Origin of the sequence: Candidatus Kaelpia aquatica, assembly GCA_030765335.1 — a bacterium.
Taxonomy (GTDB): Bacteria; Omnitrophota; Gorgyraeia; order Kaelpiales; family Kaelpiaceae; genus Kaelpia; species Kaelpia aquatica.
The window spans coordinates 1-19482 of record JAVCCU010000020.1; the positions used below are offsets into that span (position 1 = coordinate 1).

Sequence of the window (19482 nt, forward strand, 5' to 3'; positions counted from 1 at the left end):
CCAGCCAATTCTTGCCCTACTATACTACTTGATTGCCATTCCATCGCTCCGCCCGTAGAATAAACAACTGTCGCTGTTTCAACTCCTATAGGGTCTCCTACTACAACAGTAGCCAATTCTTGCCCTACTATACTACTTGATTGCCATTCCATCGCTCCGCCCGTAGAATAAACAACTGTCGCTGTTTCAACTACAGAAGAGCTCTGTTCTGGGGGGATGTAGCTGTATCTATTATTGTAAAATGTCTCTAACTCCAGGTATTGCTGCATTAACGTTCCATCATCTCCTAAAGTGTTTATTGTTGTATGTATTTCTCCTAACACTTCTCTTATTTCTACCTCCATCGCTTTAATTATATAATTGGCCGAACCAATGCTATCTAACCTATCAATTGTTTCTATTAAAGAGTTTATAGATATCTCTACATGGTCCATTCTGTTTTCTGCAATATTTAAAACAACCTCTCTTGTATTTTCCACTAAATCGATAAGTTTGAAATATATCTCATCTGTTTTTTCTGATAAATTGAACATCTCTTCTGCTGTAGTTTCAAAGTATTTAATTTGATCTAAGCAGCTAGGGTCTTCTTTTGATATACCTAAAAAGTTAAAAAACCAGCTTAAACGTACACCACTTAAACTATTTTTTGCTGTAATTAGACTATCAGGACACCAGTTATTTGTTAAAATGTTGAATTCTTCAAACGTACTTATGGCTCTTGACTTAATATCCTCTTTTTCTATATAACTTAAATTTTTCCAGTTCTCCACCTCTTCTGCTAAGCTTTCAGCTAAAACAATAAAATAATTAAATGCTTCTGGGTCATCAAGTTCTCCTTTGATTAAAGATTCATGCATAGGGGCTGGAACAGATTGCAGCTCTTTTTGAAATTCTATTAATCTGTTTCTCTGAGCAACAAGTATATTTAGCATAAGTAACTTTGTTACCCGATTAAAGTCCTCTCTAGGTCTTAAAGCATCTATTACTATGTTATAGTCTCCAATCTTCTGTTCAATAGCAGCATCATAACAAGGGCGTATATCAAGAGGGGTCACTACATATATAGAATCTTTAAAAGATTTTGCATCATTCATAAAGTAATCAAAGCTAGCTATAGGTATCAAGCTAATATCTAATTCTGTTTCTAGTAATGCTATTCCGCTATTAACATCAGCGATTCCATAACCATTTACCGGTGTATTGTAAACAGATTGTATATTTAATCCTCCTCCAAGTCCTCCCTCATCAAACACTATCTGGGCATTAGAGATTTTTGCAGATGTAAAGATAAAAAGCGTTATGCTCAAGAGCGCTTTTCCTGTTGCAATTTTTATTATCTTTTCTCTCTTCATCTTTCTGCCTGTAATATTTATACCACATAAGCAACTAAATGTCAAACTATGACAAAAGTTTTTTTAAAACTATTATAAAGTTGCACAATCAATGCTAAGTTATTGCAAATAAATAGTTTATATTGTTAGAATTGTTGGGACAAGAATTACTTATAAAATTTTTTAATTATCTTAAGTGCCTCTTCCCCATTTTCAACAAGATGAAAGATGGCTAGATCTTTCTTCTCTATCATATCTTCTTTGAGTAATTTGTCTTCTATCCAGCCTATTACACCACCCCAAAACTCTTTAGATATGAGTATTACAGGAAGCTTATCTATTCTTTCAGTTTGAATTAATGCTAGGAATTCAAAAAGTTCATCTAGAGTACCATAGCCTCCTGGAAAGATAAGAACAGCTTTAGAATATTTTGCAAACATAACTTTTCTACAGAAGAAATATCTGAACTCAACAGGTGTCTGAACATATTTATTGCATTTCTGCTGACTGGGAAGGAGAATGTTAAGCCCAATGGATGGCCCTCCTGCTTTAGATGCTCCTTTATTAGCTGCTTCCATTATTCCTGGGCCAGCTCCTGTTATAATAGAGTATCCTTTCTTTGTAAACAGATAGGCAGTCTCCTCAGCCAATTTATAATATCTATTACTTGGCTTTAGTCTTGCAGAGCCAAATATTGCAACTCCTTTCTTAATCTCAGAGAGAGTTTCAAATCCGTCAACAAACTCACTCATTATTCTGAATATTCGCCAAGGATCTTCTTTTGTAAAATGACCTCTTTCAATATCTTCCATACTTATCTCCTTTTATAGAGTAGATTCAGATGATTCTACGGCATCGATATTCAACCCTAAGAGGAATTCAACATTATTCTTAGCCTTATTCATTTTAGCCATTAATGTTTTCATTGCCTCTTCATTATTTACATCATGCAGCACCCGCCTTAAGACCCAGATTCTTTTTAATTCATCAGGATCAAGAAGCAGGTCTTCACGTCTTGTGGCGGACCTTCTAATGTCTATTGCAGGATAGATTCTCTTTTGGAATAGATTTCTGTCGAGTTGAAGCTCCATATTTCCAGTTCCTTTAAACTCTTCAAAGATAACATCATCCATCCTACTACCTGTATCAACAAGCGCAGTTGCAAGTATTGTCAAAGAACCTCCGTCTTCAATATTTCTCGCTGCACCAAAGAACTTCTTAGGTCTATCTAGGGCTCCGGAATCAATGCCACCTGTTAGAACCTTTCCGCTGTGAGGTGCTATTGTATTGTACGCACGGGCTAAACGGGTCATACTGTCAAGTAATATCACAACGTTTTTCCCGGACTCTACAAGCCTTTTGGCTTTCTCCATTGCAATTTCTGCAACCTGAATATGGCGCTCTGCTGGCTCATCGAAAGTTGACCCTATTACCTCACCTTTTACAGAACGCTCCATATCGGTAACCTCTTCAGGTCTCTCCCCTATTAGTAATATAATGGAAATCACCTCGGGATAGTTTGCACTTATTGCATTGGCTATTTTCTGCAATATTACTGTCTTTCCGCTATAAGGCGGTGCCACTATTAGTCCACGCTGACCTTTTCCTATAGGGGAAATTAAGTCGATAATCCGCGTTGTTATCTCGCTGGGATCGGTCTCAAGCAGGAATCGTTCGTTTGGATACAAAGGAGTAAGATTATCAAATGGTATTCTATAAGCACTATCATCGGCATTCTGATGATTTATCCCCTCTACTTTAAGGAGGGCAAAGTATTTTTCTCCGTCTTTAGGCGGGCGAACCTGACCGGATACGGTATCACCGGTTCTAAGACCAAACCTTCTTATCTGAGAAGGAGAGATGTAAATATCATCAGGTGAAGGAAGATAACTGTAATTAGGAGACCTTAAGAAGCCGAATCCATCCGGCAATACCTCAAGTACGCCTTCGCCGGAGACTTCACCTTCTCGCATAGCTTTTGTCTTTATGATCTTAAATATTAAATCCTGTTTTTTAAGACCCGATATCCCGTTTACCTTTAAACCTTTTGCTAGGCTGAAGAGATCCGGCATTCCCATATGCTGCAGTTGTGCTATATCTAGCTTATTGTTCTTAGGAGACGGCTTTCTCTCTATGCCTTGAGCCTCCTTGCTCTCATTCTCTTGTTTTTGGGTCTCTACCTTCTCAGGCTGCTTAACTTCTTCTGCTTTTAATTCTTCTGAAGATTTTTTCGACATTTTCTTTCACCTTCCTTTTTTCTTTTGAGTTGTTATCTATTACAATATCTGCTAATCGTTCTTTCTCTTTTATTGGTATAAGGTAAGAAGCTCTTTTTTTAGCCTCTTCCCAGTTCATTCTGCCTTCAAGCCGTCTCTTTCTTAATCTAGTATCAGCCTTAATAAGTATTATAAAGTCAGAATCTTTATCAAGTTTAGATTCAAAGAGCAACGGTGCATCGATTACACAATAGTCGGATCTACTTTCAGCTATTATTTCTTTAGTTTTTTTCAATATATAAGGATGCGTTATATCAATGAGCCTTTGCCAGCTGACCCTGTCTTTAAATGCTCTATCTGCCAGCATCTTAGGATTGATTCCATTATCTTGAAGCAGATTTCTTCCAAATTTTTTTTCAATTAGGGATTTGACTTCATCAAACTTTAGAATCTCATGAGCTATTGCATCCGTGTAAACTGGGTGGGCACCATGCTTTTCAAATTCTTCTGCATAAGTAGTTTTGCCTGCCCCTATTTCACCAGTTATTGCTATTATTATTTTACTTGATTTAGGCATCTCTTTTCAAGCTTTTTATTGTATCTCTGTAAATATTTTCATAATCTTTAGCTGAATGCTTCCAAGAGTAGTCAGCTTTTACTGCTCTTTTCTGGATGTTTCTCCATGCTCTACGGTCTTTATAGACGTCCAGCGCTCTCTCTAGAGCATCAAGAAAATCTTTACTTCTATAGTCTTCAAAGAGAAAACCTGTTCCATGGGCTTTATCTTCAGTGTAATCGGTTATAGTATCAGCTAGCCCCCCGGTCTTTCTAGCTAGAGGTAGAGTTGCATATCTATAGCTTATAAGCTGGCCTAAGCCGCAGGGCTCAAACTTAGAAGGCATGAGAAATATATCGGCTGCTGCATATATTTTTTTTGCCAAAGTAGAGTCAAATTTTATGTTTATTGAAATTTTAAGAGGGTATTTTTTAGATATCTCCATCATTACGTCTTGATACTTTTTCTCTCCTTCACCTAATACTATTAGCTGAAGATCTTCTTCGCATATCTCATCTATCGATTCAACTATTAAATCCCAGCCTTTCTGGTCTGTCAGCCTGCCTATTGCAGCTATTAGCGGGATATCTCGGCCTATCTCCAGGCCCATCTCTGTTTGAAGATGTTGCTTGTTGATAGATTTCTTATTTAGGGAGTTGATGTCGAAATTTTGGGGTATTTGAGGGTCGCTACTTGGATCCCAACACAAATAGTCGATACCGTTTATTATACCGCTGATATTTTCCTTGCGCGAGCTTAATACATCTTGAAGTCCAAATCCATATTCATCGCCCTGTATCTCCTCTGCATATCTAGGGCTTACTGTTGTAATATGGTCCGCAAATATAAGGGCTCCCTTCATAAGGTTTATCTTTTCATAGTGCTTAAGTCCTTTAGCAGGATTAAATAACTCAGGACTCAATCCCGTCTCACTCCACTGGGAAGCTTTAAATATACCCTGATAGGCAAGATTGTGGATTGTAAATACTGTCTTTGTATCTTTAAAAAATTCATCCTCTGCATAGATTGTCTTAAGATATACTGGTATAAGGGCTGTCTCCCAATCGTTGGCATGGATGATATCCGGTTTAAAACCCTCTCTTTTAATCCTGCCAAGCGTCTCTTTACAGAAATAAGCAAATCGCTCCATGTTGTCGGGGTAGTCACCTTCGGGCGTAGAGTAGATATACTCTCTTTTGTAGTAATTGTCATTTTCTATAAAATAGAGCGGAACAGAATTGCTCAACATGGTTTGATCTGCTTTTATGTCTATTCCTTTATATTTAGGCATGATTACCCTAATATCTAAACCCATCTCTTTAAGGACAGGCGGAAGCGATCCTGCTATATCTGCTAATCCGCCTGTCTTGGCGTAAGGCGTGACCTCTGTTGAAACAAATAACACTTTTGATCTCTTAGGCATATATTCCTTTAATTCAGCTTTTAAGATCTAGCCAGCTAGAGCCTGTTGATATATTTGCTTTTAACGGGATATCTAAAGCAAGAGCATTCTCCATATTGTCCTGTATGATGCTGCGAGCTCTCTTTAAATCCTCTTCTCTAACTTCATAGAGCAATTCATCATGTATCTGAAGAAGAAGTCTGGCATCTACCTCTTCTCTCTCTAAATTCTCTTGGGTCTTTAGCATAACTTTTTTTATAAGGTCAGCCGAGCTGCCCTGAATGGGGGTATTTATCGCTATTCTCTCTCCAAATTCGCGTATATTTACAATATCTGAGTTTATCTCTGGTATATAACGTATTCTTTTAAAGAGCGTCTCTGTAGAGTTGGACTTGCGAGCCCTTTTTATCTCACGCTGAATATATTTCTTAACGCCGGGGTAGAGCTTAAAATAGGCATCTATGAAATCAGAGGATTCGTCGATGCCTGAGTTTAACTGCTTTGAAAGCCCGTAGGGAGAGATTCCGTATATGATGCCGAAATTTACTGTCTTGGCCATGGAACGCATCTTGGGCGTGACGTTTTTCTCTGCTACTTCAAACATCAATGAGGCGGTCTGTTTGTGAATGTCCTTATTCTCCTTAAAGCCTTTTATCAGATTTTCATCTCCTGAGAGATGGGCAAGTATTCTTAGCTCAATCTGAGAATAGTCTGCAGATATAAACAGATAGCCTTTAGAGGGTATGAATGCAGCTCTTATCTGCTTACCCAGATCAGAGCGTATTGGAATATTTTGCAAGTTCGGCTTAGAGCAGCTCAAGCGTCCTGTCTGTGTGATCGCTTGATTGAATGAAGTGTGAATCTTGCCGTCATCAGATATGTTTTTAAGCAGCCCTTCTATGTAGGTGCTTTTTATCTTACTTAGCTCACGAAATTTAAGGATATGATCTGCTATTGGATGGAGATGCTTAAGTTTCTGCAGCGACTCCTCATCTGTCGAAGGCCCAGTCTTACCCTTTTTGACCGGCTTTAAATTGAACTTATCATATAGAATCTCCCGAAGCTGCTTAGGAGAGTTAAGGTTGAACTTTTCTCCTGCTATCCCATAGATATCTTTGGTGATTGAAGATAGCCTTTTGTTGTAATCTTCAAGCAGGTTCTCCAGGTACTCTCTGTCTACATTTATGCCTCTCACTTCCATCTTTGAGAGTAAGAATATCAGCGGTTCTTCTATTTCATAGTATAGCTTACTAAGGCCAAGGGTTTTTATTCTTTTCTTTAAGTGGGGATAGAGTTCTCTAAATGCATATACAGCTGCTATGTTTTTTTTAAGAACATCGTATCCTTTTTGCTCAGACTCTATTAAAAGAGCTGAGAGATTGGTGGCGTTTTTAAGGTAGTTCAATACTATTTTAAATAACTCATATTTTTGCCAAGATGGATTAAGCAGATAAGATGCTATTCTAACATCAAATCCGGGGCCTTTGAGTTCGATATTATAATCTTTAAGTTTTTTAGACAAGCCTTTTATCCCGTAAGATATTTTTTCAATCTTGGAATTAGAAAAGATGCTGTTTAAAGCCTCCCTGTTTTCTTCGATCAGGCCTTGAGGTATGACTGATATAGATTTTGCCGTAGATATTAAAAGAGAGGACTCTCTTTTCTCTCCTCTCTCTGCTATATGGAAGCTGAAATAACTCTCGGATTCTATACTTTTAATCAAGGCCGATAACTCTTTAGCATCCTTAACCTCTCTATGTTTAGGTAATTGCAGAGGCTTTACTGCTAAGAGAAGTTCTTTTGTTAGATTATTAAACTCCAGCTTTTCAAGTTGAGGTACTAACTCTTCATAGTGAGGCACGGTCTTCTTCATAGCCTTAAAATCTATTTTAAAATCGACATCACTCCTAAGAAGAGTGAGTTTTTTACTTAATAGAAGCTGGGCCTTGTTCTCCCCTATGAGCTCTCTTGTCTTATCAGGCAAACTCTCTATCTTTTTCAGCAGCTCTTCCACTGAACCGTACCGAGATATTAATTTTTGAGCTGCTATCTCACCAATTCCCGGAACACCAGGGATGTTATCTGTCTGGTCACCCTTTAGAGCCAGAAAATCTGCAAACATATTTGGTGTTATAGAATAGACTTTTTTGATAGTATCTACATCAAGGTAAATATCTTTCTTGGGTTCATATACCTCTATATTTTCATCTATTGCCTGAATAACATCTTTGTCAGAACTTACTATGTAAGACTTTAACCCTTCTCTTTTGGATTTTTTTGCCAATGTTGCCAATACATCATCCGCTTCATATCCTTCTATCTCAAAAAGAGTTATCCCATAGGCCCTAAGAACATCTTTTAGTATTGGGAACTGTCTTATTAAGTCCTCTGGCGTAGGCTTCCTCGTTGCTTTATAATCACCGTAGATATCTTTTCTAAAACTTGGTTTTTTATGGTCAAATGCAACCGCAATATAATCAGGGTTCTTCTCTTCCATTATCTTTCTCAGCATGATTAAAAATCCGTAAATAGCATTTGTTGGAAGCCCTCTGGAGTTCGAGAGCCTAGGCAACGCATAGTAAGCCCTGTAAACATAATTACTACCATCGATTAAGTAGATTGTTTTAGGATTCATATTTTAACAACGGTGAGGTCAGAATTAATTTTGCCTGGGAACCAACTCGATAATTTTCTCTAACTCCTGCTTGGCCTTGACATAATCGCCTGATTCAATATAATCATTTCCATTTTTGCAGTAGATATTGATCCGGCTTATAATGTGCTTTTTCTCTGCCTCCTTATAACTCTTTTGATAACTTTTATTTTCTGGAAATAGCATTGCTGCCTGCTTCAGATCGTCATAGGCATTCTCATAGAGGCCTTTCTTGAGATAGTATATACCTTTTTGATAATGTTTAGCAGCAAGTACTTTATTTGTCTCTTTCTGCTCCTGCATTCTGTTTGCAACTTCGCGCGCCAGCACTCTGGCTTCTGTCTCCCTTGCTTGCTCCGGGGCATATTTCCAAAGCTTCTGCCAAGCTCTTTTTGTCCAAGAACTGTTCTTACTGCCTAACTCAACTCTCTTGATAAAATGCGGCAGGGCTTTATCTATCTCGTTTATACGCTCATATAACAGAGCAAGGTTCATATGTGCTTCTGCAAAATCAGGGTTTACCTGAATTGCTTTCAGGTATGCTTCTTGGGCCTTATTTAAGAAACCTTTTATCTCATAAATTATTCCTGCATCATTATGAGGTATGGCGTAGAATGGATCTAATGCAGCGGCTTTTCTATAGTAGACCAAAGCCATCTCTATATCTCCAGACTGCTGCGCTTTATATCCTTCCGCCCTGTAGGTTCTAGACTCTTCTACAAATTCATCTCCACCAAAAACTATATTACCTAACAGGATAAATGTTACTACAAGAAGTATGCCTGGTTTAATCATTCCCTATCTCTCCAAATCCATAGATTCATAGTACTCTATTCTCTGCCTTGCCTTCCAGGCCCAAGGATCATCTTTCTCTTTAGCCAAACTTACTCTCTGTTTATAGTAGAATATTGCATCACTTACTATTCCCATTTTCTCATACAAGCGTCCAAGATTAAAGTAAGAAGCCAGAAAATCCTTATCTACCTCTATTGCTTTTTTGTAGCTATCCTCAGCAAGAGTATATAGTTTTTGTCTCTCATATGCAATAGCTAGATCATTGTGCATCTTTACATTGTAGGGGTCGAGATAGGCTGCTTTTTTGTAATAACTTATAGCTTTTTTCCAATCGTTCTTATCTTGAGCATCTCTTCCGTTTTTTTGATAGTTAAAAGCCTCCTCTTGGATCATTGTCTCTGTTCTATAGTTTTTACTGCATCCAAAATTAAATAGAACAGTTGATAGGATTATAAACACTGATAAGAACTTCATAGATTCTTTAATTGTGAGTAGGTTAGCATTTTAAATTTTATCTGTAAAGGCAAAATTCGTCCAGAAATATTCTTCCCTCTTTCTGGGTTGCGCTTCTTTCGTCAAATACTAAAAGCATCTCATAAGCTTCTGAATAATCAGCCTCCTCATTCATCTTATTTAACGGTATTATTACCTGTTGCCACTCAGATGTAACGCCATCAACATTAAAAGATGCTTGTTTACCCTGAATGTTTTTAATCTGGATTTCAAAGGTTGAGGTGCAACCATACTCTTCATCACCTTTAACGTAAAAAGAAAGATACTTCCAGCCCGTTAAATCTATTCTCTCAAGACGCATCCAGAGTCCGTTATATACAGGAGGGTAAGGCGAATCAACATCGTAATAGAGGGAGAGACTACAGCCTCGCCCACCATAGACTATTTGAGGATCAGTTGTAAAGTCCTCATTGCAAAACTGTGTCCTATCCCGCTCTGTTCTATTCCAGCCACCATAGTCACCGCTTATAAGATTAGGCTTCTCTCCTCTATCAAAATCAGCAATCTTTAAATATTCACAGAATAGCTGAGGCTGCCTAAGCATCAGTATTAAGACTAACAATTGTAATATTCTCTTCATATAAATAATCCTAATTTAAAGTAGACTGTATCGACATTATCATTAACATTAAAGTAGTCTGTATATCTATAGCCAAAGCGTAAATCTATTAATCCAGGCTTTCTAAGCATTAATTCACCTCTACCAGTTATATTGTCGAATGCGCTAAAGCTCAGTCCATTTCCATAGTCAAGGCCAACTGTGAGCTTAAAGTCTCGCAACAGCTCGATCTCCATCTCATTCTCCCAGGTCCAGCAAGAAGCAGATACAGTTTGAGCAGAGGCAGTTTCGGGGCTCTTTATCCTAGTATAATCGATATATGTCCAATCTGTTGTATAACTCAACTTTCCATTTATATTCCTCTGCACCTTTAAGCCTGTCTTCTTTGTCCACCAGGTATCGTGACTTGGAGAGTGCTGCTCTTTGCCCCAACTAAAGTGTGGAGTAATTCTTAAGAATTTTTTCTGATTATAGAGCTCAAATTCTAGTAAATAATCTCTTCCCCAGGCTTCTCTCTCAGACCAACCTTGATTCTCTGCTTGCTTATATTCACCATTCCAGTATTCGTACTCAAACTTTATCTTTAACCTACCAAGGCGTGAGATATGAGGTGATGTTTCAAATCCCACCAAATGGGATTCATAAGGTAGATATGCAGCCGGGTCATTTGTTCTATAAGACAACTCATCGCCATAACGCAATTTTAACTTTAGATAACCTAATTTCTTAAGGCGAGGAATGGTGTACTCCATCTGATAGTATCTTTTATTACGGTTGTCGTAATAGGTGTCATTTAAAGACCATATCTCCTTAGCTTTATAGACTCTCTTTACAGTCTCCTCATGGTTTATAAAAGTAAACTTGGGGAGCCATTCTCTGATATGCAAGATCACCTCTTCCCGGTAATATTCTTGCTTGTTGATCGATATATAGTCCCGTACCTGGTCATTTCTTCTCTGGTTAAACTCCTGAGCCTCCAGCATTAAGCTCTCTATTCCTACTCTCTGTTCATCGTACTTATATTCACCTCTTACCCCTATCCAAGGGTGGATCTTTAATCCTTCACGATCTTTAAAGTAGGGGATCCTGAAGGCTTTATGTTTTGAGTAGTAAGGGTCAAGTATTGTGTTTATTGTCGGGCCCAATCTTTCAGCCCCATAGACTTTGCGTGCATCTACGCTTATAAATTCTGCTATTATTGCATCCTCTGGATAATCGCTGTATTCTTCGGCTTTATATTTTTTCTTTGCAGGTTTTGTTATTTTAGGTAGAGATCTTACTTCTTCTTTCTTTGAGACCTTTATTAACGGTTTTCTCTCTACTTTAGTTATTAGCTCAGATCTATCACTCTTTTCGTCCACCCCTTTAGACGCTTCCTTAATCTCAACTTTTTCTTCTATTTTTAACTCTATAATTTTCTTTGGCTCTATGCTTTTTGCAACTTTTATCTCTTCTTTTTTTGGAGCTGCAAAAGGATATAACTTCTTTGCGCGAGCATAATACTCTTTAGCTAACTCTGGATCCTGACTTTTAACATCGTTACCTTTTGCGCTTAAAGTATAGGCGAGTTTTATTTTCCACTCTGGATAAGCCTCTCCTGCTTCTGCAAGAAAAGTTTTTAAAAGGAGTGGGCTAGATAACAGGGTGATAAAAATAACAGCTGTTATTTTTAATCTCTTCATTTTTTAATTATAGCATAAAATTTCATTTTTAGCATAGTTAGAATTTTATTATGTAGTATAACAATACCATAACCACTATTAGACTTAGTATATAAAAATCATTGAATTTAAGGAACTCTGAAATCTTTACAGCGGGAGAGAGGTCTTCTCTCTTGTATTCAATCTCTCTTGTCTTCTCTATTTCTGCTATCCCTTTCCTGTTGCTGTCTCTATCCGACTTGTTCTCTTTAACCAAATCTTTGTACTTTTCAAGCTCTTGCTGTGAGAATCGGATAAACTTACCGGCAATCTTGTAGTGCGGAATCTTATACTCATCTATTAAACCTTGAAATATATCATCCTCAATCTTAAGAAATGCGGCTGACTCGCTGAAAGTTAAAAGCTTATCCATTGTTTTTAAAATTAAGAAACTTTTTCTTTGGAAAGCCAGTTTTCAACCTCTTTTCTATCAAAGAGATATTTAGACCCCTCTCTCATAACAGGTATCTTGTTATCTTCTACCCAGTTAAGAAGAGTCTCTCTGTCAACCTTAAGATAAGCTGCCATCTCTTCAAGCGTCAGAAACTTTGCTTTTTCAGATCTCATTATGCATTCACCGTTTAATATTGCCCCCTCTTCTACAACCAAGACAGGGGTCTTAATCTCACCTTTAACATTAGCAGGTGATATTAGAGTCAATCTTTTAAGGGCAATTATATTACCCTCTACTTTACCTGCGATTGTAATATCTTCACCGATTATCTCTGCACCTACATAAGCATCCTTTCCCACTATCAGTGTACCTTTCGTGTCAAGTTTGCCTTGAAAATTTCCGTTTATAGTAAGGTTTACAGAGTCTTTAAAGGTAAGCTCTCCCTGCATTGTAGCATTGACTTCTAAGACTTTATCATCACCTTTCTTTTTAATAGCCATATTACACCTCCCTTATATCCAGTTTATTGATTTTATTCCTGCTATCCTAACTAGATCGTTTTTAATATTTTCAGTATATCTGCCTAAAATCTTTAAGTTGAATTCTATTAGGCAGCTATCTTCTTGATCAGATAGAGTTTTAATGCTGAAATCTTTTATTTCGCTCCTATATTCAGCTAGTATCAACCTAACCTCCTGAAGTATTTTTAAGTCTTTCGAGCCTTCTATCTGCAGAGTTTTAAAGGCGGAGCTTCTTAAGATGTTTCTTTCAAAGTCGGGGAGGAAAAATAAGACCCCTAGTATTATTGCGGTTGTCACTATTGCCAAAATGTATCCGCCAGAACCTACTGCAAGTCCTATTCCAGCAACAGCCCAAAGAGACGCTGCTGTAGTTAAACCGCGTATTGAGGCTTTAAAGCGTATTATTGTTCCTGCCCCCAGAAAACCTATTCCGCTTATAACTTGCGCTGCTATTCTGGATGGGTCTGCAGAGGCACCATAGAGTTTGTGCATATTTATAGATATGATCATCATAAGAGCAGAGCCTACTCCAACCAGTATATGGGTTCTGAAGCCAGCAGCTCTTCCGTGCTGCTCTCTCTCAAGACCAATCAATCCTGAGAGTATCAATGCCAGTAGTATTTTAAAGATATCGGTTAAGTCCATCTCTCTCCAAATATCGAATAAGGTTCAAAATTTAAATCAGCTCCTATTCCTTTGTTCTTATTATACAGTTGGTAAGCAAAACCTGCAACCATTCCTGCATTATCTGATGAATATTTTTTATCAGTCAGATATACGTCTGTCTCTAGATTTTCCAGCAGCTCTCTCAATCTATTGTTAGCTGTTACTCCTCCGCCGGCAATAATCCTTTTAAGCTTAAAATCAACTAAAGCCTGCTCTGCCTTAAAAAGTAAGGATTTAAAAGCTGCCTCCTGGAATCCATAACATATTTCATCAATGTCAGAATCTTTAAGTTCATCTTGTTTCTTTAGATGGTAGAGTACCGCGGTCTTAAGGCCGCTATAACTTAAGTCATAACCATCTTTTACCTTTGGCGGGGTAAAAGTAATATCTCTTTTTTTTGCTCTCTTTGCCCTTCTCTCTACCTCTGGACCTCCAGGGAAACCGAGCCCGAGCATTTTGGCAACCTTATCGAAGGATTCACCTAAGGCATCATCTCTAGTTTTTCCAATTAATTTAAAATCGCAAAAACCTTTGACTATAAATAGACTTGTATGACCGCCTGAAATAGCAAGTCCTAAGTAAGGAAACTCTATCTCTGCTTGACTTAAATAGGGTGAATATAGATGGGCTAGAATATGATCTACAGGTATCAGCGGCAGACCTAACCCATAGGCAATAGATTTTGCAAATGTGATACCTACCATAAGTGAGCCTATTAATCCCGGCCCCTGCGTAACAGCCAGAGCATCTATTTTGGATAGACCTACCCCTGATTTAGAGAGTGCCTCTTTGAAGGCAGGAAGTATTACCTCTACATGGTGACGTGTTGCTATCTCAGGCACTATTCCTCCATACTTTTTATGCAGCCCTACGCTAGAAGCTATAATATTTGATTCGACAATATTACCGTCTTTAACAACGGCTATTGATGTCTCATCACATGAAGTCTCTATGCCCAGTATTCTCATCTTAGCTCCGACAATTTAACCGGGTAAGTGCTCTCTTTTATTTCGGCTAACATACTCAATATGGTTTTAAGTGTTGTCTCCCTATCATGACCTATTGCTATTGCAAAACCTTTCCGTTTTGCCAAACGTATAGCCTCTCTAATCTGCTTTTTAATATACCCACTATCTTCAATATTATCTATAAAAACATCTCTTTGAAAACATTTTAAATTTAGCTCTTTTGCTACCTCTAGACTTTTAGAGTCTGACACTACGCGGCTATCCAAAAAATAGAGACCTCTCTCTTTAAGAATCTTTAAGATAGTAGTCATCTTTTCTTTATCTCTGCATAAAGATGAGCCCATGTGGTTGTTTGCCCCCTTGACATCTCTTAATTCATTTAGAAAGCCATTCAGCTCTTCTATTATATTTTCATCCGAGGTTGTGCTTTTAATCGTGAATTTCTCAAGGTGTTTCTCTATTTTTTTGCTTTTAACAGGCTCCATTGGTAGGTGAAGGAGTACCTCATGGCCGCTCTTCTTGGCTATCAAGCTTATGCTCTTTGAATACTGTAGATTAGGGAGTATTGATATATTTAGAGGCAGTTCGATTTCTTTTAAGTAATGGAGAGTCTTATTACTATATCCAAAGTCATCGAGCACTATAACTAAGCAGCCCTTATCTTTTTTGATTAATTTAATATTATATAAAGGCATTTTTTTAAATAATACGCTGTATTCCGCATCACTAGGCAGCCCACCTCTTTCTATGAGTAGAAAACCTTCTCTCTCTAGTATGCTCTTCAGTTCTTCTCGAAATGCATAGAAAGGGAAATCAGGAGGTACTTCATATATCCTCTCTATAAGCAGATATTTGGAGCCAAATTTTTTATAAATATCTTTAGACTCTTTTTTTAATGCATAATTGTCAATACCGAAACTGCCTAAGTAATTCTTTAGGTGGGATTCAATTCTCTCTGTTTTCTTAATATGATCATAAGGCAAGAGATAAAATGTAGAGATTGTAATAAATAATGCAATTAACAGCTTTAAAGAGAGTCTCATTAAGATTCAGAGAGCATCTTATTGTACTTGACTAACCCTTTCATTATATTTATTGCTTGCTCAAGCTCAAAGTCCAGCTTATCTTCTTTTTCTTCGAGCGATATCTCTTCTTTTCCTTCTTCAATATCTTCAAACATAGTTTCGGTATCTAATTCGGATGAGGCATCTTCAAGCAGAGCTTTGATTCTTTTTTTATCTATCTTAACATCAGGCTCTACTCCCTTTTCGTGTATCAAATTTCCGCTCGGAGTATAATAATGGGCTGTTGTCAGCCTTACTGCTGAATTATCCTTTAAAGGTATAATTGTCTGTACAGAGGCTTTTCCAAACGAAGTCTGACCTATAATCAAGCCTCTGTTATTATCTTTTATTGCCCCAGCAAGAATCTCAGAACCACTTGCACTGCCTTTATTTATAAGAACGATTAGAGGTGCTTTTATGAAGCTTCCTCCGCCGGAGTGAAACCTCATATCCTGTTTAGCATTTCTACCTTGAGTATAAACCACTAGATCCCCTTTGGGTAGAAACTCACTCGTTATAGCTACTGCTATATCAAGAAGTCCGCCGGGATTATTTCTTAGATCAACTATCAGGCCTTCGATTTTTTTATCTTTAAAGCTCTTTAGTGCTTTTTTAAAATCAGGCAATGTATTCTCTTGAAACTCAAGAATCTTAATATAGCCTATATCGTCATTTATAACCCTAACCTCTTTAACGCTCTCTATCTTTACAATATCCCTTATGATTTTAAAACCTATTAACCGTTGTTCACTCTCTCTTAATACCGTAATAGCAACCTCTGTTTTGGGCTTGCCTCTTAATTTTTTGACAGCCTCCATGAGAGTAATTCCTTTCGTGCTCTCATCTCCTATCTTTACTATTCTATCCCCAGCCTGTAGGCCTGCTTCATATCCTGGCGTACCTTCAAGAGGTGATATTATAGTAAGCACTCCGGTCTTTATGGCGATCACTATTCCTATTCCTCCAAATTCACCTTCGGTTTCCACTCTTAACTCTTGATAGAGATCAGGCTCTAAAAACTGACTATAAGGGTCTAGTGCTCCCAACATCCCCTGAAGCGCTCCATAGATTATATCCTTCGGCGTTTCTTCCTCTACGTACTCTTGCTGAATAAGGGCTATGACGTCAGAAAAGACCTCAAGATTTGAATAGAGATCTTGATCGTTGCTTTTACTTGGCTTGTTGATGTCGACATCCAATGAATAGCTTGGGATATTATGCAAAGTTATTGAGATAGCTATTGCAATAACAATTAAAAATAAAACCCTCTTCATGTCAGGCCTCCCAGTTCTCGGTTTAATAGTTTATTGGCTATTCCAGGGTTTGCTTTCCCTTTCGTTGCCTTCATAATCTGTCCTATAAGAAATTTTATTGCCTCTCTCCTGCCGCTTTTAAAATCTTCAACAGCCCCGGGATTTTCTCTTATGATCCGGGCTACTATATCTTGAATATCAGATTCTTTGTTTATCTGTGTTAGGTTCTCTTTTTCAATTATAACCGAAGGGTCGAGATCTCTCTTTATAAGTTCAGGCAAGATGCTCCTTGCTATCTTTATAGATAGCTCTTTTTTTTCTATCATATTAAGTAATTTAGCACAATTTAAAGCAGAAAGCTTTATCTCTTTAAAGCCTATTTTGTGTTCATTAGCTACCCCTATTATATCAGATGTTATGAAATTGCAGATCAGCTTAGGGTTATCGCAGACCTTTAAAACCTCTTCGAAATAATCTCCAACACTCTTATCTTTTACCAGTAATTCGGTATCATAATCACTCAAACTGTATTTATTTTTAAACCTCTCTCTTCTCTTTTGCGGCAACTCCGGTAATTCTTTTTTAATACTATTATTTAGCTCCTTGGATATTTCGTATTTAACTAGATCAGGCTCAGGGAAATACCTGTAATCATGAACATCTTCTTTGCTTCTCATCGCAATTGTCATCTGTCTTCTCTCATCCCAAAGGCGAGTCTCATGAACAACCTCTTCACTGTTTTCAAGCACGATTCTCTGTCTATCTATTTCATGTTCCAGAGCTTGCCTGATACCCCGAAATGTGTTCATGTTTTTTAACTCTATCTTCCTTCCTAACTCTTTTGCGCCTTCTGCAGCTAGAGATATATTTGAATCGCACCTTAAACTTCCTTCTTCCATGTTGCAATCAGATATACCAAGATAGAGCACAGTAGTTCTAAGCTCCTGAAGAAAGTCATATGCTTCTTGAGGTGAATGTATGTCGGGTTCAGTTACAATCTCTATCAGCGGAACTCCTGTTCTATTGTAGTCGACAAAACTTCTCTTATTATCTTCTGAGTGCATTAATTTTCCGGCATCCTCTTCCATGTGAATACGGTTGATGTGAATATCTCTACCGTTAATATTTAGAAATCCATCCTTGCCCACCGGAAAACTATATTGAGATATTTGGTAATTTTTGGGTAGATCTGGATAGTAGTAGTTCTTTCTGTCAAAACTGACATACTCAGAGATAGCACAGTTTAAGGCCAAGGCAGCTTTTATAGCATAATGAAAAGCTCGCTGATTTAAGACCGGCAATGCTCCAGGAAGACCAAGACAGACGGGACAGGTATGTGTGTTAGGATCTTTTGTGTATGCTGTAGAGCAAGAGCAAAATATCTTTGTTTTGCTTCCAAGATGGATGTGTATCTCAAGCCCTATTGTGGTTTTATATTTCATAGTCCGCTATAAGCTCTTTCTACTCCATAAGCTATGTTTAATAATTTCTGTTCTTGAAAATAATCAGCCATTATCTGAAGTCCTAAAGGAAGGCCTTCACTGTTTTTACCTACAGGCATTGATATCGCAGGTATTCCAGCCAGATTGGCCGGAATCGTAAAAATATCAGAGAGATACATTTTAAGAGGATCTTCTGTTCTCTCCCCCAACTTGAAAGCAGCCGTAGGAGAGGTTGGAGATATAATGCAGTCATATCTCTTAAAAGCTTCCTGAAAATCTCTCTTTATAAGAGTCCTTACCTTAGCTGCTCTTAGATAGTAGGCATCATAATACCCGCTTGATAATGAATATGTTCCTAGGATTATTCTTCTTTTTGCCTCTTCTCCAAAGCCTTTTGACTTTGTTGCTAAATACATCTTGATCATTGGATTTACCATCTCTTTTATCCAGCCTGCGCTCTCGACTCTTAAGCCGTACTCTACTCCATCATAGCGGGCCAGGTTTGAGCTCGCTTCAGAAGGAGCTATAATGTAATAAGTGCTTACTGCATATTCAGTATGGGGCAAGCTTATCCTGTCTACGGTAGCCCCCTCTTTTTTCAATAACTCTAACACTTCATCGATTCTATCTTGAACTTCACCATCTATCCCCTCAGGGAAATACTCATTCGGTATTGCTATCTTTATGCCTTTGAGCACAGGTTCTAAATTTTTACTATATTCTGGCTTCTGCTCACTAGAAGAGGTTGAATCTTTTGGGTCATAACCTGATATTGCCTCCAGAAGCAGAGCAGTATCTTTAACATCTCTTGTTAAAGGGCCGACTTGATCTAGGCTAGATGCAAATGCTATCAAACCGTAACGGGATACCCTGCCGTAGGTAGGCTTTAACCCTACCACTCCGCATAGGGATGCAGGTTGGCGTATCGAGCCTCCGGTATCACTTCCCAGTGCCCAGAGAGCTTCTTCAGCTCCAACCGCTGCAGCAGAACCTCCAGAAGAACCGCCTGGAACTCTAGAGAGATCGTGAGGGTTCTTTGTAGCGCCATAGCAGGAAGTCTCACAAGAAGAGCCAAAGGCAAACTCATCCATGTTTGTTTTTCCTAATAATATTGCTCCATTACTTTTGAGATTTTCAATTACGGTTGCATTATAAGGAGGTTTAAAACCCTCTAAGATCTTAGAACTACAAGTCGTGGGTTCATCTTTGACACAGAGATTATCTTTTATTGCAACAGGTAATCCTTTAAGTGCTAGATCGCTATCATCCCCATCTAATCTCTTTGCTTCTTCAATGGCGCAATCCTTATTTATTGATACATAAGCATTTATATTCTTATCAGTCTGTTCTATCTTGTTTAAGTAGGACTCAACAACCTCTTTGATTTTAACCTCTTTTCTATCTATGAGGTCTTTGAGTTTATACGCACTGAGTTCTGTAAGATTCATC

18 protein-coding genes are annotated in these 19482 nt (G+C 37.9%); all 18 read right to left on the minus strand.

The genetic code is table 11. The annotated features are described in order from the left end of the window. On the minus strand, positions 1–1352 hold a 1352-nt coding region (locus P9X27_03485), incomplete at its 3' end, for a hypothetical protein (protein ID MDP8253444.1). 146 nt (positions 1353–1498) lie between these two features. Continuing rightward, positions 1499–2143, minus strand: a complete 645-nt coding sequence (locus P9X27_03490; protein ID MDP8253445.1) for a TIGR00730 family Rossman fold protein — start codon at positions 2141–2143, stop codon at positions 1499–1501. Positions 2144–2155: 12 nt separating this feature from the next. Continuing rightward, a complete protein-coding gene (rho, locus tag P9X27_03495) occupies positions 2156–3568 on the minus strand; it encodes a transcription termination factor Rho (protein ID MDP8253446.1) in 1413 nt (470 codons plus the stop codon). After that, positions 3525–4124 (minus strand): dephospho-CoA kinase, encoded by a 600-nt coding sequence (coaE, locus tag P9X27_03500; protein ID MDP8253447.1) that lies wholly within the window; start codon positions 4122–4124, stop codon positions 3525–3527. Before coaE ends, rho begins: the two co-directional genes overlap by 44 nt. Then, a complete protein-coding gene (gene glgA / locus P9X27_03505) occupies positions 4117–5526 on the minus strand; it encodes a glycogen synthase GlgA (GenBank protein MDP8253448.1) in 1410 nt (469 codons plus the stop codon). Before glgA ends, coaE begins: the two co-directional genes overlap by 8 nt. Before the next feature lie 13 nt (positions 5527–5539). Then, positions 5540–8140 carry a DNA polymerase I gene (gene polA, locus P9X27_03510; protein ID MDP8253449.1) on the minus strand — a complete coding sequence of 867 codons (2601 nt, stop codon included), beginning with the start codon at positions 8138–8140 and terminating at the stop codon, positions 5540–5542. Positions 8141–8164: 24 nt separating this feature from the next. Further along, positions 8165–8953, minus strand: a complete 789-nt coding sequence (locus P9X27_03515; protein ID MDP8253450.1) for a tetratricopeptide repeat protein — start codon at positions 8951–8953, stop codon at positions 8165–8167. 3 nt (positions 8954–8956) lie between these two features. Next, positions 8957–9427 (minus strand): tetratricopeptide repeat protein, encoded by a 471-nt coding sequence (locus tag P9X27_03520; GenBank protein ID MDP8253451.1) that lies wholly within the window; start codon positions 9425–9427, stop codon positions 8957–8959. Positions 9428–9464: 37 nt separating this feature from the next. Beyond that, positions 9465–10046 carry a hypothetical protein gene (locus P9X27_03525; GenBank protein MDP8253452.1) on the minus strand — a complete coding sequence of 194 codons (582 nt, stop codon included), beginning with the start codon at positions 10044–10046 and terminating at the stop codon, positions 9465–9467. Then, the gene (locus P9X27_03530; protein ID MDP8253453.1) at positions 10043–11707 is read right to left on the minus strand and encodes a hypothetical protein; all 1665 of its coding nucleotides are present in this window, start codon (positions 11705–11707) and stop codon (positions 10043–10045) included. Before P9X27_03530 ends, P9X27_03525 begins: the two co-directional genes overlap by 4 nt. A gap of 37 nt (positions 11708–11744) precedes the next feature. Next, positions 11745–12098, minus strand: a complete 354-nt coding sequence (locus tag P9X27_03535) for a helix-turn-helix domain-containing protein (protein ID MDP8253454.1) — start codon at positions 12096–12098, stop codon at positions 11745–11747. An 11-nt stretch (positions 12099–12109) separates the two neighbouring features. Continuing rightward, positions 12110–12619: a polymer-forming cytoskeletal protein gene (locus P9X27_03540; GenBank protein MDP8253455.1), complete on the minus strand. Its 510-nt coding sequence runs from the start codon at positions 12617–12619 to the stop codon at positions 12110–12112. Positions 12620–12631: 12 nt separating this feature from the next. Further along, positions 12632–13285 carry an MgtC/SapB family protein gene (locus P9X27_03545; protein MDP8253456.1) on the minus strand — a complete coding sequence of 218 codons (654 nt, stop codon included), beginning with the start codon at positions 13283–13285 and terminating at the stop codon, positions 12632–12634. Then, the gene (gene tsaD, locus P9X27_03550; protein ID MDP8253457.1) at positions 13276–14274 is read right to left on the minus strand and encodes a tRNA (adenosine(37)-N6)-threonylcarbamoyltransferase complex transferase subunit TsaD; all 999 of its coding nucleotides are present in this window, start codon (positions 14272–14274) and stop codon (positions 13276–13278) included. The genes P9X27_03545 and tsaD overlap by 10 nt, the downstream gene beginning before the upstream one ends. Continuing rightward, positions 14271–15317, minus strand: a complete 1047-nt coding sequence (locus P9X27_03555; GenBank protein ID MDP8253458.1) for a divergent polysaccharide deacetylase family protein — start codon at positions 15315–15317, stop codon at positions 14271–14273. Before P9X27_03555 ends, tsaD begins: the two co-directional genes overlap by 4 nt. After that, complete coding sequence (locus tag P9X27_03560) at positions 15317–16612, minus strand: S41 family peptidase (protein MDP8253459.1); 1296 nt, start codon at positions 16610–16612, stop codon at positions 15317–15319. The genes P9X27_03555 and P9X27_03560 overlap by 1 nt, the downstream gene beginning before the upstream one ends. Continuing rightward, the gene (gene gatB, locus P9X27_03565) at positions 16609–18033 is read right to left on the minus strand and encodes an Asp-tRNA(Asn)/Glu-tRNA(Gln) amidotransferase subunit GatB (GenBank protein ID MDP8253460.1); all 1425 of its coding nucleotides are present in this window, start codon (positions 18031–18033) and stop codon (positions 16609–16611) included. The genes P9X27_03560 and gatB overlap by 4 nt, the downstream gene beginning before the upstream one ends. Next, a complete protein-coding gene (gatA, locus tag P9X27_03570; GenBank protein ID MDP8253461.1) occupies positions 18030–19481 on the minus strand; it encodes an Asp-tRNA(Asn)/Glu-tRNA(Gln) amidotransferase subunit GatA in 1452 nt (483 codons plus the stop codon). The genes gatB and gatA overlap by 4 nt, the downstream gene beginning before the upstream one ends. Position 19482: the final 1 nt, after the last annotated feature.